This window comes from Micromonospora sp. NPDC093277 (assembly GCF_044765245.1).
Lineage (GTDB): Bacteria > Actinomycetota > Actinomycetes > Mycobacteriales > Micromonosporaceae > Micromonospora.
Window position 1 is genome coordinate 49,226 of the sequence record NZ_JBIWJO010000011.1, and the last position, 14,306, is coordinate 63,531.

At 69.3% G+C, this 14,306-nt stretch carries 12 protein-coding genes and 2 tRNA genes; 5 read left to right on the forward strand and 9 right to left on the reverse strand.

The features are described 5' to 3' along the window. Positions 1-23 precede the first annotated feature (23 nt). Positions 24-977, reverse strand: a complete 954-nt coding sequence (locus tag ACIRG9_RS23430; protein ID WP_402860081.1) for an L-threonylcarbamoyladenylate synthase — start codon at positions 975-977, stop codon at positions 24-26. A gap of 155 nt (positions 978-1,132) precedes the next feature. Between ACIRG9_RS23430 and ACIRG9_RS23435 the strand changes: the two genes are divergently transcribed. From ACIRG9_RS23435 to ACIRG9_RS23450, 4 genes are all read left to right on the forward strand, one after another. Next, positions 1,133-2,032, forward strand: coding sequence for an aminoglycoside phosphotransferase family protein (locus ACIRG9_RS23435; protein WP_402859629.1), 900 nt, complete (start codon positions 1,133-1,135; stop codon positions 2,030-2,032). Between the two features lie 353 nt (positions 2,033-2,385). Further along, positions 2,386-2,889, forward strand: coding sequence for a hypothetical protein (locus tag ACIRG9_RS23440; RefSeq protein ID WP_402859632.1), 504 nt, complete (start codon positions 2,386-2,388; stop codon positions 2,887-2,889). Between the two features lie 103 nt (positions 2,890-2,992). Further along, positions 2,993-3,997, forward strand: coding sequence for an NYN domain-containing protein (locus ACIRG9_RS23445; RefSeq protein WP_402859635.1), 1,005 nt, complete (start codon positions 2,993-2,995; stop codon positions 3,995-3,997). A 46-nt stretch (positions 3,998-4,043) separates the two neighbouring features. Next, on the forward strand, positions 4,044-4,277 hold the full coding sequence (locus ACIRG9_RS23450; protein WP_402859638.1) for a hypothetical protein: 234 nt from the start codon (positions 4,044-4,046) through the stop codon (positions 4,275-4,277). Between the two features lie 120 nt (positions 4,278-4,397). Here the strand turns inward: ACIRG9_RS23450 and ACIRG9_RS23455 are convergent, their stop codons facing one another. After that, positions 4,398-5,114, reverse strand: coding sequence for a hypothetical protein (locus tag ACIRG9_RS23455; RefSeq protein ID WP_402859641.1), 717 nt, complete (start codon positions 5,112-5,114; stop codon positions 4,398-4,400). Continuing rightward, on the reverse strand, positions 5,111-5,626 hold the full coding sequence (locus tag ACIRG9_RS23460; RefSeq protein ID WP_402859644.1) for a SigE family RNA polymerase sigma factor: 516 nt from the start codon (positions 5,624-5,626) through the stop codon (positions 5,111-5,113). The genes ACIRG9_RS23455 and ACIRG9_RS23460 overlap by 4 nt, the downstream gene beginning before the upstream one ends. A gap of 291 nt (positions 5,627-5,917) precedes the next feature. Between ACIRG9_RS23460 and ACIRG9_RS23465 the strand changes: the two genes are divergently transcribed. Beyond that, entirely contained in the window at positions 5,918-6,568 is a 651-nt protein-coding gene (locus tag ACIRG9_RS23465; RefSeq protein WP_402859647.1) for a tyrosine-type recombinase/integrase, read from the forward strand. Positions 6,569-6,665: 97 nt separating this feature from the next. Here ACIRG9_RS23465 and ACIRG9_RS23470 read toward each other — a convergent pair. The 6 genes from ACIRG9_RS23470 to gyrB form a co-directional block, all read right to left on the reverse strand. Continuing rightward, a tRNA-Ala gene (locus ACIRG9_RS23470) sits at positions 6,666-6,741 on the reverse strand. Between the two features lie 40 nt (positions 6,742-6,781). Continuing rightward, positions 6,782-6,910 (reverse strand): DLW-39 family protein, encoded by a 129-nt coding sequence (locus ACIRG9_RS23475; RefSeq protein WP_231920970.1) that lies wholly within the window; start codon positions 6,908-6,910, stop codon positions 6,782-6,784. Positions 6,911-6,953: 43 nt separating this feature from the next. Continuing rightward, a tRNA-Ile gene (locus ACIRG9_RS23480) sits at positions 6,954-7,027 on the reverse strand. 181 nt (positions 7,028-7,208) lie between these two features. Beyond that, complete coding sequence (locus ACIRG9_RS23485) at positions 7,209-8,123, reverse strand: DUF3566 domain-containing protein (protein ID WP_402859651.1); 915 nt, start codon at positions 8,121-8,123, stop codon at positions 7,209-7,211. 3 nt (positions 8,124-8,126) lie between these two features. After that, positions 8,127-11,813: an intein-containing DNA gyrase subunit A gene (gene gyrA, locus ACIRG9_RS23490; RefSeq protein WP_402860084.1), complete on the reverse strand. Its 3,687-nt coding sequence runs from the start codon at positions 11,811-11,813 to the stop codon at positions 8,127-8,129. Between the two features lie 235 nt (positions 11,814-12,048). Further along, positions 12,049-13,995, reverse strand: a complete 1,947-nt coding sequence (gyrB, locus tag ACIRG9_RS23495) for a DNA topoisomerase (ATP-hydrolyzing) subunit B (RefSeq protein WP_402859654.1) — start codon at positions 13,993-13,995, stop codon at positions 12,049-12,051. Positions 13,996-14,306 lie beyond the last annotated feature (311 nt).

Here is a 14,306-nt window from a genome sequence, read left to right on the forward strand (position 1 = left end):
TCGGCGCGCTGGACCTGTGACGGTCAGTGCCAGGTGGCGGCCGCCCGCCGCAACCGGTCGTTGATCGCCCGCCCCACACCGACCTCCGGGACCGGCTCGACGACGATCTCGGTCACCCCGACCGCGTCCAGCCGGTGCAACGCGTCGAACAGCCGCGCCGCCGCCGCGGTCAGATCACCTTCGGGGGACAGCACCTCCACCGCCGCCCAGGCACCGGCCGCCGGAGGTTCCCGGAACGCCAGAAACCCGCGGCGGTCACCGTCGCCCGGCACCGGCTCCGCCGCCGCCAACCGCAATGGGGTACGCGGGGCGTAGTGCGCGGCCAGCGTCCCGGGCGCCACCGGCTGGCCGGAACTGCCCGGTCGTACGTCCACCGGACCGACCGCCTCGACCAACGCCTCCACCGGCAGCGCGCCCAGCCGCAGCACCACCGGCCGCTCGCCCCGGGCGTCCACGATGGTCGACTCGATGCCGCACCGGGTCGGTCCGCCGTCGAGCACCACGTCCACCGCGTCGCCCAGCCCGGCCACCACGTGCTCGGCCCGGGTCGGGCTGAGCTGGCCGAACCGGTTGGCGCTCGGGGCGGCCACCGGCACCCCGGCGGCGGCGATCAGTGCCCGGGCGGACGGCTCGTCCGGCACCCGGACCGCCATGGTCGCCAGGCCGGAGGTGACGATCGGCGGGATCGCCGCCGGCCGGTCCACGATCAACGTGAGCGGCCCGGGCCAGAACCGTTCGACCAGCGCGGCGACCGCCGGCGGCACCGCGCCGACCAGTCCGGGCAGGTCGGCTGCGTCGGCCAGGTGCGTGATCAGTGGGTCGAAGCTGGGCCTCGCCTTCGCCTCGAAGATCCGCGCCGCCGCCCGGGCGTCGAGCGCGTTCGCGCCCAGCCCGTAGACCGTCTCGGTGGGGAAGGCGACCAGCCCGCCGCTACGCAGCACGGCAGCCGCCTCGGCGATACCGCTGCCGGCCGGCAGGACGCGCGGGGATCCGGAACTCACGCCCCGACGCTAGCCTGCCGCCGTCCGGCCGGTACGACGGGTCGGCGGGTCGGTGGGTGGCCGCTGCTGTGGCACCGGGACCGAAGCGAAACTCGATTGTCCGCGCGGGCGGCTCGGCCGAGGATGTCGCCATGGGCCGGGTGAAGATGCACGCCGACGAGGTGGAGACCGACATCGACCTGGTCCGGCGACTGCTCGCCGGGCAGTTCCCGCACTGGGCCGACCTGCCGGTCCGGCTGGTCCCCTCGTACGGGACCGACCACGACATCTACCGGCTCGGCGAGCACCTGGCGGTCCGGATGCCCCGGATCGGCTGGGCCACCGGGCAGGCGGCGCGGGAGGCCGAGTGGTTGCCCCGACTCGCCCCGCACCTGCCGCTCGCCCTGCCCATCCCGCTGGCGATGGGCCGTCCCGCCGAGGGCTACCCCTTCCGCTGGTCCGTGTACGAGTGGCTGCCCGGCGACAACGCCAACGGCACCCTCGAAGACCTGGACCGGGCCGCGGTCGACCTGGCCGCGTTCATCACGACGCTACGGTCGATCGACACCACCGGCGCGTACCCCCGGGCACCGGGCAGCCGGGGCAGCGACCTGGCCGAGTTCGACGCCGGCGTACACCGGTCGGTTCGTGAACTCGGCGATCGGATCGACGGCGCCGCGACGCTGCGCGCCTGGCAGGGGTCGCTGGACGCGGCGGTGTGGGATCGGCCGGGCGTGTGGGTGCACGGGGACCTGCTGCCCGGCAACCTGCTGGTCGTCGACGGCCGCCTCTCCGCCGTCATCGACTTCGGCTGCCTGAACGTCGGAGACCCGGCCTGCGACCTGCAACCGGCGTGGAACGTCTTCGCCGGCCGCAGCCGCGAGCGGTTCCGCGCCGAACTGGACGTGGACGACGACGCCTGGCTCCGGGGGCGTGGCTGGGCGCTGCTCCAGGCGGTGGCCGCCCTGCCGTACTACTGGGACACCAACCCCGGCATCGTCCGCCAGACCTCACACGCCCTGGCCCAGGTTCTCGCCGACGCTGCCCACTGACCTGGCAGGGCGGCGACAGTTCAACGACGGCGCCGATGAAGTTGGCGATCACGGTCCGGCCGCCCGGCCGATCATCACGCCGTACCTCAACCACCCAGAGGCGTCCGTTCGATTGGAAGCCAGCAACGCTTTGGCGGAGCTGGCAGGGCGGGACCCCTCTCCACGCCTCTGCCTTAGCAGGTGCCGCCCTCAACATCCTGTGCCGATCGGCACAGGACGGCCGGCGAAGTCGGCCGTAGCTCGGCAGATCGGCAGATGGTTCCGCGCACCGCGACGGCCGAGGCTGGTGGAGCGGCGGCCGACGTGAGCCGCCGAATTCCAGGAGGGGTGACATGTCTCGACTGAAGACGCGGGTGGCGGCGCTGCTGGCCATCGCGGCCGCGGGTGCGTTCGCCGTGCCGGGCAATGCGCAGGCCCATCCGGTGTCCGGCTCGGCGGTGGCCGGTGTCGGTCAGGTGACGCTCGACGAGTCCGACGCGTTGGGTGACCGCGTATGGTTCGCGATCGTGGCGGCGACTGCGGCCGACGGGTCGTCGAATGGGCGGTTCTGGTTCCGTCACCTGAGCCCGCAGGGCACGCTGCGCGGCGAGGGGTGGGCCGATGTGACGTGTCTGCAGGTGACGGGCAAGGTCGCGCTGTTCACCGCGGTGGTGCCGGAGGGCGTGGGAATGGTGAAGAACCACGCCTTCTACATGAAGATCACCGACCGGGGCGCGAAGCCGGACCAGGTTTCCTTCGTCCAGGCACTAAACGGGCCGGAGCGGCCACCGACGGACTGCTTTGAATTCGAGGTGCCGTACCCGACCCGGCCCCGCTACCCGGTGCTCATCGGCGGCTACACCGTCCATGCTGGCTGAACGGGTTCGGCCCGCGTCCATCGCCCGCCGGATGGCCGGCCGGACGAGATGGTGGCGGCGTTGGCCGGGCTGGTCGGGGTATGCGGCCGCAGGCTGGTCGCTGATGTACGGCTCGCTGGGCGTGTACTGGACGGCCGGTGGCGGTGGATTCCCGTTCGCCCCGATCGACCAGGCTCACCGGTCGGGTTCGGTGCTAGAGGGCAGCCGTGCTGAGGTGGTCGCTCCGATCATGGCCGTGCTCGGACTGCTGGGAGCGGTCATCGCGCTGGCAATGGCTCGCGGCATCGGGTCCCGGCGCAGTGCGGTGGCGATGATCGCCGTCGGCTGGATCGCGGCGGCCAGCCTGACCCTCTTCGTCCCGGACTACACGATGATCGCGCTGGTAGCGTTCGGCCCGCTGCTGCTGGTCTTCGCGTTCACCGGCGTGCCGGGCGGGCAGGACGGGATCGGCGACATCCTCTACTGGCACCGCACCAACTTGATCATATTGTTCGTCGGGGGCCTGCTGTGGGCGGCGGCCACACTGGCTTACCAGCGCCGGGTGCGCGCCAGATGTCAGCATTGCGGCCGTCTCGGTGCGACGGGGAGAGGCCCGTCGCGGCAGACGCTGCTGCGGTGGGGCCGCTGGGCGGTGGCGGTCGCCTGCCTGGCGCCGCTGCCGTACGAGATCACCAGGGTGGCTTGGTACCTCGGGTACCCCCTCGGGATCAGCCCGGCCTTCCTGAAGATGATGCAGGACACGCCGGGCATGCTGGAAGTCGGCTTGGGCTGCGCGGTCGCATCCACGGTCGGTGGCATTTTCACCCACGGCCTGGTGGGCCGGTGGGGCGAAATCTACCCGCGGTGGATCTGGTTCAAGGCCGGCCAGCCGGTACCGCTCGCCCTCGCGGTCGTCCCGGCTTCGATCGTCTCCATCGTCCTCGTCCCGGCTGGGCTGATGATGCTCTGGGCCGTGGATGTCCGGCACGGTTGGGCGCTGCAGGTACCCAGCATCTTCTGGTTGCTTTGGAGCGCCGGCCTCGGCGGCGCGACTTACGCCTACTACCTACGCCGTCGCAGCGCCTGCCAGCTTTGCGGCCAAGGTGGTCAGCGGGAGCTATCGAGGTGATGGGCACCGTCGCGCCCGACGGATCGTCGGGCGCGGCGGTGCAGCGTTGCACAAGGCCGCCAAGCCGCCGGCCCTCGGGCGTAGCGAGCGGCGCGCCCTGACACCCGAGGAAGCCAGGCGGCTGCTGTCGGCGCTGACTGGCGACCGGATCGAGTCGCTGTTCGTCCTGGCGCTGGCGACCGGGCTCCGGCGGGCTGAGCTGCTGGGTCTGCGGTGGTCGGATCTCGGCTCGGCAGCAGCGGCCGTCGATGCAGCAACCATCGAGGAAGCCTCTTTCTAGGCATCCACCGATTCGGGTTGGGCGGCGTGCTCGCTGCACGCCGAAGCAGCCCGGCGGACGGACCCCGCGCGTAGCCCGCCGCGCGCTCCCGTGTGGAGGCGCGCGGCGGGGTACGGACCGTCAGCCGACGATGCGTTCGGCGCCCGGCTGGACGTGGATGCCATCGGCGAACTCGACAATGTCCTGCTGGGTCCAGCCGCGGGCGTCCCAGATCTGCACCAGCATCCAGATGCCATCAGACTGCTTTACCCACAGGTCCTTGCCCTGGGCAACACAAGGCGGCCCCGTCGTGTTCGGCGCGGACGTCGTCACAGGCGGAGTCGCTGCGGGACCCCCGGGTGGGCATCCGTCCATGATCCCATTGAGCACGCTGGGCTTGCCGCCGACCTCAAGCTGCATACCGGTCGGGGTGGAGTGGTCGTCCTTCGACTGCAGTGTGATGGCGATCTTGTCGACGAAGACGTCCGGGTTCTTGTCCGCCGCGTTCTGGGGAGCAATCGTCAGGCTGGCGACATCGCCGCCCTGGATCTCCCAACCCGCTGGAACCTTGTCGATCGTGAAGCCTTGTGGCTGCTTGCCCTCGTAGGCCACGAGACGGGTAGCGACGACCTGGGCCAGCGCCTTGTCGGGAGGGGTGGTGGCTGGGCCGGCCTGGTTGTTGTAGGTGACGGCGACGGCCAGCGCGGCGACCGCAAAGGCCGAGGTACCGAGCGCGCGGACGGACCGGCGGCGGCGCAGCGCTCGGCGGCCCCGGGCCAGGTCGGCGTCGGCCTCGGCGGCCGACGGCTCGGCGGCCGGGCCGGCGATGCGAGCGAGCCGGTCGTGCAGATCCATCATCGGGTGGCTCCTGTCAGGGGAAACTCGGCAAGGGCAGCCCGCATCCGGTCCAGGGCGCGGGCGGTCTGGCTCTTCACCGTTCCCTCGGAGCAACCGAGGGCGTCGGCGGTGTCGGCTACGGGAAGGTCGTAGAAGTAGCGGAACACCACTGCAGCGCGCATCTTCGGTGGCAGGTCGCGCAGGGCCCCGCGCAGGCCGTCGTCGAGGTCGCCGCTGCTGTCCGGTTCGACGCGGGGCCGGTCTGGAAGTTCTGCTACCGAGAGTTCGTGGCGGCGCCACCACCGACGGCGTTCGTCGGTGAGCGCGTTGACCAGGGTCCGGCGCAGGTAGCCCTCGATGTTGTCCGCCCGCTGAAACGCCGGCCAGGCGACGTACAGCTTGGTCAGGGTGGACTGGACCAGATCCTCGGCCAGATGCGCGTCGCCCGCGGTCAACAGTGTCGCCGTGCGTACGAGCCCGGCGCGCCGGCTGAGCACGAAGCTGTGGAACCGCTCGTCACGCTCGGATTTCATATAAGCCCTCCTTCACTCCCACAGCCCCCTGACGATTCGCGAGCGAGCGGGGTTGCATGGCGCAGGGGAGCGTGCCGACGCACCTGTGGTGTGGTGCGGAGGTGGCATGCTTCTTGCTCTACTGAATCAGCAGAGCAAGGGTGAGCTTCGCTTTGACTTGACGGATTGGTCTGGGTTTGGCGCGCGAGGCTTCAGCCCTTCACTGCCGGCGATCCTCGTACGCGGTTCGTCGAGCGGAAGTCGGACGCGGAAGCCTTCGACGCTCGTGCCCGCGCTGGCGTAGCTGAAGAGATGAAGGTTCAGCAGTCGGAACGCAACCTGACGCTGCGGGAGTACGGCGAGCGGTGGCGGCTCTCCCGAGAGGTCGGGTGGGCCTTGGAGACACGCAAGCGGGTGGAGTCGAATCTCCGGTGCCATCTCTATCCGGCCTTCGGTGATCGTCCACTGCGGGCTATCCACCTGACCTCTGTGCTGGAGTGGCTGACGCGACGCTTGGAGGAAGGCACCAGCGAGCCCAAGGCGGGATCGTCCGGCACGGTCGACATGGACCCGGTCGTCGGCCAGGTCCTCGCCGAGCATGTCCGGGAGTTCCCGCCTGTGCCGGTGGAGCTGGTCGACCTGACCTCCGGTGATCCCGTCCGGCGATCGGTGCCGCTGCTATTCACAACTCGCCGCGGTAACCCGTTCACCGACCGGACCTGGTCCCGAGAGTGGGCGGACTGGCGAGATTCGGCCGGCTGGCCCAAGAAGCACGGCACGTTCCACGCGCTGCGGCACTTCTTTCCTACGACGCTGATCACCAATCACGCCGAGCCGCAGGAGGTCCAACGGATGCTCCGGCACAAGACGCTGCGGATCACGCTGGAGCGTACGTGCACTGGTGGCCGAAGCGGGAGCGTCAACGCGGCTTGGTGGGGTCGATCCTGCAAGCCGCTGCGATGAAGCCGTGAGGCTGAGATGGCGCAAGATCAATGCTGGGTTGTGCCCGATCCGGGCCGCTTGATCTTGTCGCAGCAAAACGCCTGGTCAGAGGCGGTAATGGTGGAGCCCAGGGGACTCGAACCCCTAACCCCTGCCTTGCAAAGGCAGTGCTCTGCCAGTTGAGCTAGGGCCCCGAGTCGGGCGGACCCGCCCGGTGCTGGCAGCCGGAGGAACTTACCGCAGGTCGGGCGCGGTGGTCGCCTCATGCCACAGGGCACGCTCGTCGTTCGAGGCCTTCACCTTCCGGGCCACGACGGCGGCCACACCGACGATGCCGGCCAGGATCAGAAGCTTCTTGAACATGGGGCTACCCCTCACGCTCGACTACTGTCGGACGACAGTGCGGTGGGGCTAGCTGGAATCGAACCAGCGACCTCAGAGTTATCAGCTCTGCGCTCTAACCGACTGAGCTATAGCCCCGCATGGCGACCGAGAAAGATTAACCCATCGCCTTCTCCGTACCCAAATCGGGGTGGCCCCCGAAGCCTGATCCACTCCGTGTGCGGCATGTCGGGGTCTCCGGGCGATGGGAGACCGCAACATGCCGCACGCGGTGATGATCACGCCGGGGCGTGCGTGGTGCGCGCCCCGGCGTGGCAGATCAGTCCCGTTCGGCGAGCGTCAGCTCGATCCCGCCAACCAGGTCGGCGCAGACGTTGTAGACGAACGCGCCGAGCGTGGCGAGCGCGGTGAAGAGCACGATGTTGACCAGGCCGATCAGCCCGGAGCTCAGGATCACGCCCTTGGCGGTGATCCGGAAGCCGCCTCCACCCGAGCCGCCGCTGGCGCTCACCAGGTCGGTCAGGCTGTCGTTGACGCTCTTGAACACGCCCATCGCGTCCAGGGCCAGGTAGAGCACCGAGGTTGCGACGACCACCACGATGAAGAGCACCACCGAGACGGCGAACGCGAACTTCATCACGGACCACGGGTCGATCCGCTTGAGGTTCAGCCGGGCCCGGCGCGGCCCCCGCGACGCGGCCGAGCTGACCGAGGTACGCGCGGCGCGTACCGCCTCACCGACGCGTGCGGCCCCGACGGCGGCCGCGCCGCTGATCCCCGGCGGCAGGCCCCCACCGTTGGCCGGTCGGCCCGGCGCGCCGGCCCGGGCGCCGTCCGACGGCTTGGTGGGGGCGGTGCCGAGGCCGGCTCCGATGCGCGGCTGGGTGCCGGTCGTGCCGGGTGACGGCCGAGCTGTACCGGTCGTCTTGATCGGCTGGGTCGTGGCCGGCTTCGCCGCGTTGGCCGCCGGGGCGGCCGGGCCGTCGGCGGAGCTCGGGGCGTCGACCTTGGTCTGGTCGGCCTTCTCGGTCGTCCCCGAGTCCTCCCCGGGCTTGTCCGGCGGAGGAGCCATGCCGGGTGCCCGGGTGAACTTCGGGGCAGGCGCGTCGGCGGGGACGGTGGCCCGGCCCACGGCCGCACGGCCGGTCGCTGGTGTACCGCCCTTTGCGGCCTCCTCGTCGACCGGGTTGGCCGAGGTCCCCTTGTTCCCCGACTTCGCCTGTGTCTCCGTCATCAACTAGTCCTGTTCGTCAGGCTCGTCGGCATTGCGAGCAATCGCCACGATAGTCACGCCGTCCGGGAGGTCCATCAGCTTGACCCCCATTGTGTTCCGGTCACGCGTACGGCGTACAGGCTTCACCGGAGTCCGGATGACACCACCGTTGCTGGTGATGGCGAACAGTTCGTCCTCCGGGCTGATCACCACCGCGCCGACCAGACCACCACGCCGCTCAGTGATCTTCGCAGTCAGCACGCCCTTACCTCCCCGGCCCTGGACCGGGTATTCCTCGATCGGGGTACGTTTCGCATATCCCCCGTTTGTCGCGACCAGCACGTCCATGTCTTCCATGCCCTCGCTACGGATGACCTCCATGGCGAGCAGGACGTCTTCCTCGCTGAACCGCATGCCGATGACGCCGGAGGTGGCCCGGCCCATCGGGCGCAGCGCATCGTCCGTGGCGTTGAAGCGAATGGCCTGGGCGTTCTGGGAGACCAGCAGCAAGTCGTCCTCCGGGCCCACGAGGGCAGCACCGACCATCTCGTCCTCATCGCGCAGGTTGATCGCGATGATGCCGCCGGATCGGTTGGAGTCGAACTCCTCAAGCCGCGTCTTCTTCACCAGGCCGTTCTTCGTGGCCAGTACCAGGTAGGGCGCCACCTGGTAGTTCGGGATCTGGATGATCTGCGCGATCTGCTCGTCCGCTTGGAACGCGAGCAGATTGGCCACGTGTTGGCCCTTGGCCACCCTACTGGCTTCCGGAAGTTCGTACGCCTTGGCCCGGTAGACCCGACCCTTGTTGGTGAAGAACAGCATCCAGTCGTGCGTCGAGCAGACGAAGAAGTGGCTGACAATGTCGTCCTGACGGAGGGTGGCACCGCTGACGCCCTTGCCACCCCTGCGCTGCGAACGGTAGAGGTCAACCTTGGTGCGCTTCGCGTACCCGGTGCGGGTGATGGTGACGACCACGTCCTCGCGGGCGATGAGGTCCTCCATCGAGACCTCACCGTCGAACGGCACGATCTTGGTACGCCGGTCGTCGCCCCACTTCGCGACGATCTCGCCCAGCTCCTCGGAAACGATCTTCCGCTGCCGCTCCGGCTTGGCCAGGATGTCCTTGAGGTCGGCAATCTCCACCTCGAGCTTGGCCAGGTCGTCCAGGATCCGCTGCCGCTCCAGGGCGGCCAGCCGGCGCAGCTGCATGTCCAGGATCGCGGTCGCCTGGACCTCGTCGATCTCCAGCAGCCGGATCAGGCCCTGGCGCGCATCCTCGACGGTGGGCGAGCGCCGGATCAGGGCGATCACCTCGTCGAGCGCGTCGAGGGCCTTGGCCAGACCGCGCAGGATGTGCGCCCGCTCCTCCGCCTTGCGCAGCCGGAACGCGGTCCGCCGGCGGATGACCTCGATCTGGTGCTCGACGTAGTAACGGATGAACTGGGCCAGGTTGAGCGTGCGCGGCACCCCGTCGACCAGGGCCAGCATGTTGGCGCCGAACGTCTCCTGGAGCTGGGTGTGCTTGTAGAGGTTGTTGAGCACCACCTTGGCGACCGCGTCGCGCTTGAGCACCAGCACGATCCGCATGCCGGTACGCCCGGACGACTCGTCCCGGATGTCGGCGATGCCGCCGAGCTTGCCCTCCTTGATCAGCTCGGCGATCCGCTCGGCGAGGTTGTCCGGGTTGACCTGGTACGGCAGCTCGCTGACCACCAGCGCGGGGCGGCCCCGCTTGTCCTCCTCGACCTCGACCACGGCGCGCATCCGGATCGAGCCACGCCCGGTCCGGTACGCGTCCTGGATGCCCAAGGTGCCGACGATCAGACCATGGGTCGGGAAGTCCGGGCCCTTGACGATCTCCAGCAGCGTCTCGAGGGTGGTCGCCTCGTCCGCCTCCGGGTTCTCCAGGCACCACTGCACCGCCGCGCCGATCTCCCGCAGGTTGTGCGGCGGGATCTTGGTGGCCATGCCGACCGCGATGCCCTCGGAGCCGTTGATCAGAAGGTTGGGGATGCGGGACGGCAGGATGGTGGGTTCCTTGGCCCGGCCGTCGTAGTTGTCCTGCAGGTCGACGGTGTCCTCGTCGATGTCCCGCAGCATCTCCATGGCCAGCGGGTCGAGCTTGCACTCGGTGTTGTGGCTGACGAAGCCGTCGGAGATGAACGAGTGGTCGTCGGTGTCCACCCGGACGCTGTAGACCGGCTGCACGCCCGCGTCGGTGACGCTGGCCACCTCGGCGTAGTAGAACCGGCCGTCGACCAGCGGCTCAACCACGTCGAGCACCTCGCGGTCGGTGATCCGGGCGGCGATCTCGTCGCGGTCCCGCTCCCACCGCTCGATCCGGTCGACGTTGTGCCGGCGCAGCCAGTCCCGCTCGGTCCAGCGCTGCGCGCCGTGCTCCCGGATGAAGTCACCGACCAACGGCACGTGGTCGCTGGAGAGCGCGATGCTGCACTCCGGGACGGCAGCCAGTTCGGACTCCAGCTTCGACTGCTTCCGGCCGAGGAAGCCGACCTGGGCGGCGAAGATGCGGGCATCGCGGCGGTTGGTCACCACGACCTTGATCTCGCCGTTGTCGTACCGGCACTGCTTGCTGATCACGCCGAACTCCAGCAGGAGCTGCTGAACCTCGCGGGCCAGCCGCTCGCTGCGGGTCGAGTACGAGATCTGGATGCTGTTGCGCGGCAGCAGCGAGGAGGAGCCGTCGCCCTCGAAGAGCGCCTGCAGGAACGCTCGCTTGACCGCGGCCGGCCCCTGCCAGACGAACTCCGGCACGAACTTGCCGGCGCTGCGCGCCCCGACCAGCTCACCGAGCAGGCTCTTCCGCAGCGCCGACAGGTTCTGAACGTCAAGTTCGTGCAGCAGGCTGCCCGAGGCGATCGTGCGTTCGCTGACGTAGCGGGGACCGCCGACGGCAAGGTCGTAGGCGGCAAGAACGCGGACGAAGAATTCCCGGTCCACGTTGTTGAAGCCGGCCCGCCCCACGGACACCCAGCCCTCGCTGACGAAGGCGCCGGCGAGGAACGCCGCCTCGACGTGCTCGAGCATCGGGTAGCCGATCTCGTCCGGCACGGTGCGCTGGATGACCACCCGGTCGCCGGGGGAGATCTCGGCGAGCAGCTTCCAGAGCAGGGTGGGCACACCGGCCACGTCCACCAGGCAGAGCACCGGGTGGTTGTGGGTGCCGGTCAGCTCGTACCCCTCGCGGGTGCGCAGCCGCAGCGTGGGGTGCTCGCCGGAGTGGAAGAACTTCGAGGCCCGGACCAGGTCGCCGTTGCGGTCCCGGACCTTCAGCTCGATGTCCGTCTCGCTGCTCGGCGCGGCATCCGGCAGCACATCGCCGATCCGCAGGCTGCCTTCAGCGGTACGAATCCGGGCATCTGCCGTGATGCAGTAGCGCATCGCCGCGGCCGGGTCGTTACCGGGCGAGCCGAAGTTGCCGTTGCCGTCGACCAGCGGGTAGCGCAGCGACCAGGGCTGCGCCATCCGGACCAGCGCGTCGTAGATGGCCGAGTCGCCGTGCGGGTGGAACTGGCCCATCACGTCGCCGACCACGCGGGAGCACTTCACGTACCCGCGGTCCGGCCGGTAGCCGGAGTCGAACATCGCGTAGAGGATCTTGCGGTGAACCGGCTTGAGCCCGTCCCGGACGTCCGGCAGGGCCCGCCCGACGATGACGCTCATCGCGTAGTCGAGGTACGAGCGCTGCATCTCGACCTCGAGGCCGACCGGCTCGATGCGGTCGTGCTGCACGACCGCGGCCGGTGTCTCCGGGGTCTCCGGCTCGTTCGGGGTGGACTCGGGAGTATCGGTCACTGTTAACCCTTATCAGACTCAGAGTCGTGTTCGTGCTGTGGATAACGGCTGTGGAAACCGGCCAGGCTGTGGATAACCCTGTGGACCGCCGGGCCGGCCGGTGGATCACCGCCCGGCCCGGCGCGGTCCGTCAGATGTCCAGGAACCGCACATCCTTGGCGTTGCGCTGGATAAACGAACGACGCGCCTCGACGTCCTCACCCATGAGGACGCTGAACAGCTCGTCGGCGGTTGCGGCGTCGTCGAGCGTCACCTGGCGCAGCGTACGGGTGGCCGGGTTCATCGTGGTCTCCCACAGCTCGGGGTAGTTCATCTCGCCAAGGCCCTTGAACCGCTGGATGTCGTCCGGCTTGGCGTTGGGCTTCTTCTGCTGGCGCAGCGCGATCAGCCCGTCCCGCTCGCGGTCCGAGTACGCGTACTGGGCGTCGTCGCCCTTCTTGTTCCACTTGATCTTGTAGAGCGGCGGGGCGGCCAGGTAGACGTGCCCCAGCTCGACCAGCGGCCGCATGAAGCGGAACAGCAGGGTGAGCAGCAGCGTCTGGATGTGCTGGCCGTCCACGTCGGCGTCGGCCATCAGCACGATCTTGTGATAGCGCAGCTTCTCGATGTCGAAGTCGTCGTGGATGCCGGTGCCCAGCGCGGTGATCAGCGCCTGGACCTCGTTGTTCTTCAGCACCCGGTCGATCCGGGCCTTCTCCACGTTGAGGATCTTGCCGCGGATCGGCAGGATCGCCTGGGTACGCGGGTCACGCCCCTGCTTGGCCGAGCCGCCCGCCGAGTCGCCCTCGACGATGAAGACCTCGGACTCACGCGGGTCGGTGGACTGGCAGTCGGCCAGCTTGCCCGGCATCGAGCCGGACTCCAGCAGCGACTTGCGGCGGGCGAGCTTGCGCGCCTGCTGCGCGGCGATCCGGGCCCGGGCCGCCTGGGACGCCTTGGTGATGATGATCTTCGCCTCGGCCGGATTGCGGTCGAACCAGTCGACCAGCGACTCGTTGCAGACCCGCTGCACGAAGCTCTTCACCGGGGTGTTGCCGAGCTTGGTCTTGGTCTGGCCCTCGAACTGCGGGTTGGTCAGCTTGACCGAGATGATCGCGGCCAGCCCCTCGCGGATGTCCTCGCCGGAGAGCCTCTCGTCACCCTTGAGCAGCTTCTTGTCCGCGCCGTACCGGTTGACGACGCTGGTCAGCGCGGCCCGGAACCCCTCCTCGTGGGTGCCGCCCTCGTGGGTGTTGATGTTGTTGGCGAAGGTGTAGACCGACTCGCCGTACGACTCGTTCCACTGCATGGCGATCTCGACCGACATGCCCTCCTCCTCGGCGCTGAACTCGACCACCGTCTTGTGGATCGGGTTCTTCGACGCGTTGAGGTGCCGGACGAAGTCGGCGATACCACCCTCGTAGCGGAAGGTCACCTCGCGCGGCTTGCCCTCCTCGCTCTCCTCGACCCGCTCGTCGAGCAGGTGGATGGTGAGGCCGCGGGTGAGGAAGGCCATCTCCTGCAGGCGGCGGTAGATGGTCTGGAAGTCGAAGTCGACGGTCTCGAAGACGTCCGCGTCGGGCCAGAAGGAGACCGCCGAGCCGGTCCGGTCGGTCGGCTCGCCCTTCTCCAGCGGGGTCGGCTTGGAGTTGTGGTACTGCTGCCGCCAGACGAAGCCGTCCTTGTGGATCTCCACGGCCATCTTCGTGGAGAGGGCGTTCACGACGGAGACGCCGACACCGTGCAGGCCGCCGGAGACGGCGTACGCCTTGCCGTCGAACTTGCCGCCCGCGTGCAGCACGGTCAGCGCGACCTCGACACCCGGCTTCTTCAGCTTCGGGTGGAGGTCGACCGGGAAGCCACGCCCGTTGTCGGTGACCCGTACGCCGCCGTCGGCGAGCAACTCCACGTCGATGGTGTCGCAGTATCCGGCCAGCGCCTCGTCCACCGCGTTGTCGACGACCTCCCACACGAGGTGGTGCAGGCCGCGTTCACCGGTGGACCCGATGTACATACCGGGCCGCTTCCGGACCGCCTCCAACCCCTCGAGGACGGTGATCGACTCGGCGCCGTACTTCTTGTTGTCCTCCGCTGCCACCCTCGGCCACTTTCTCGCACCGGCCACGCCAGGGCGCGGGGGCGCGGGTTCGGCGGACATCACGCGACGTCGGCGCGCACGGCCCGTCCCCGGATGTCCAGGTCGCGGATCGTGTACGCCGGGCGCCGCGGTCGCCCGCGGATCGCGATCGGCTCGACCCGATCCGGGACAATGATCAAGGGCCCTGCGGCCCTTGTGCATCACTCCGTGTCGGGTCTTTCGTCTCGCCGTCAATCTTACTCTGCGAAGGCGACGAAACCGCCACTCGGCACCCCTGCGCGGCGGCTGAGAACTCCGTAGCCGGCCGAACC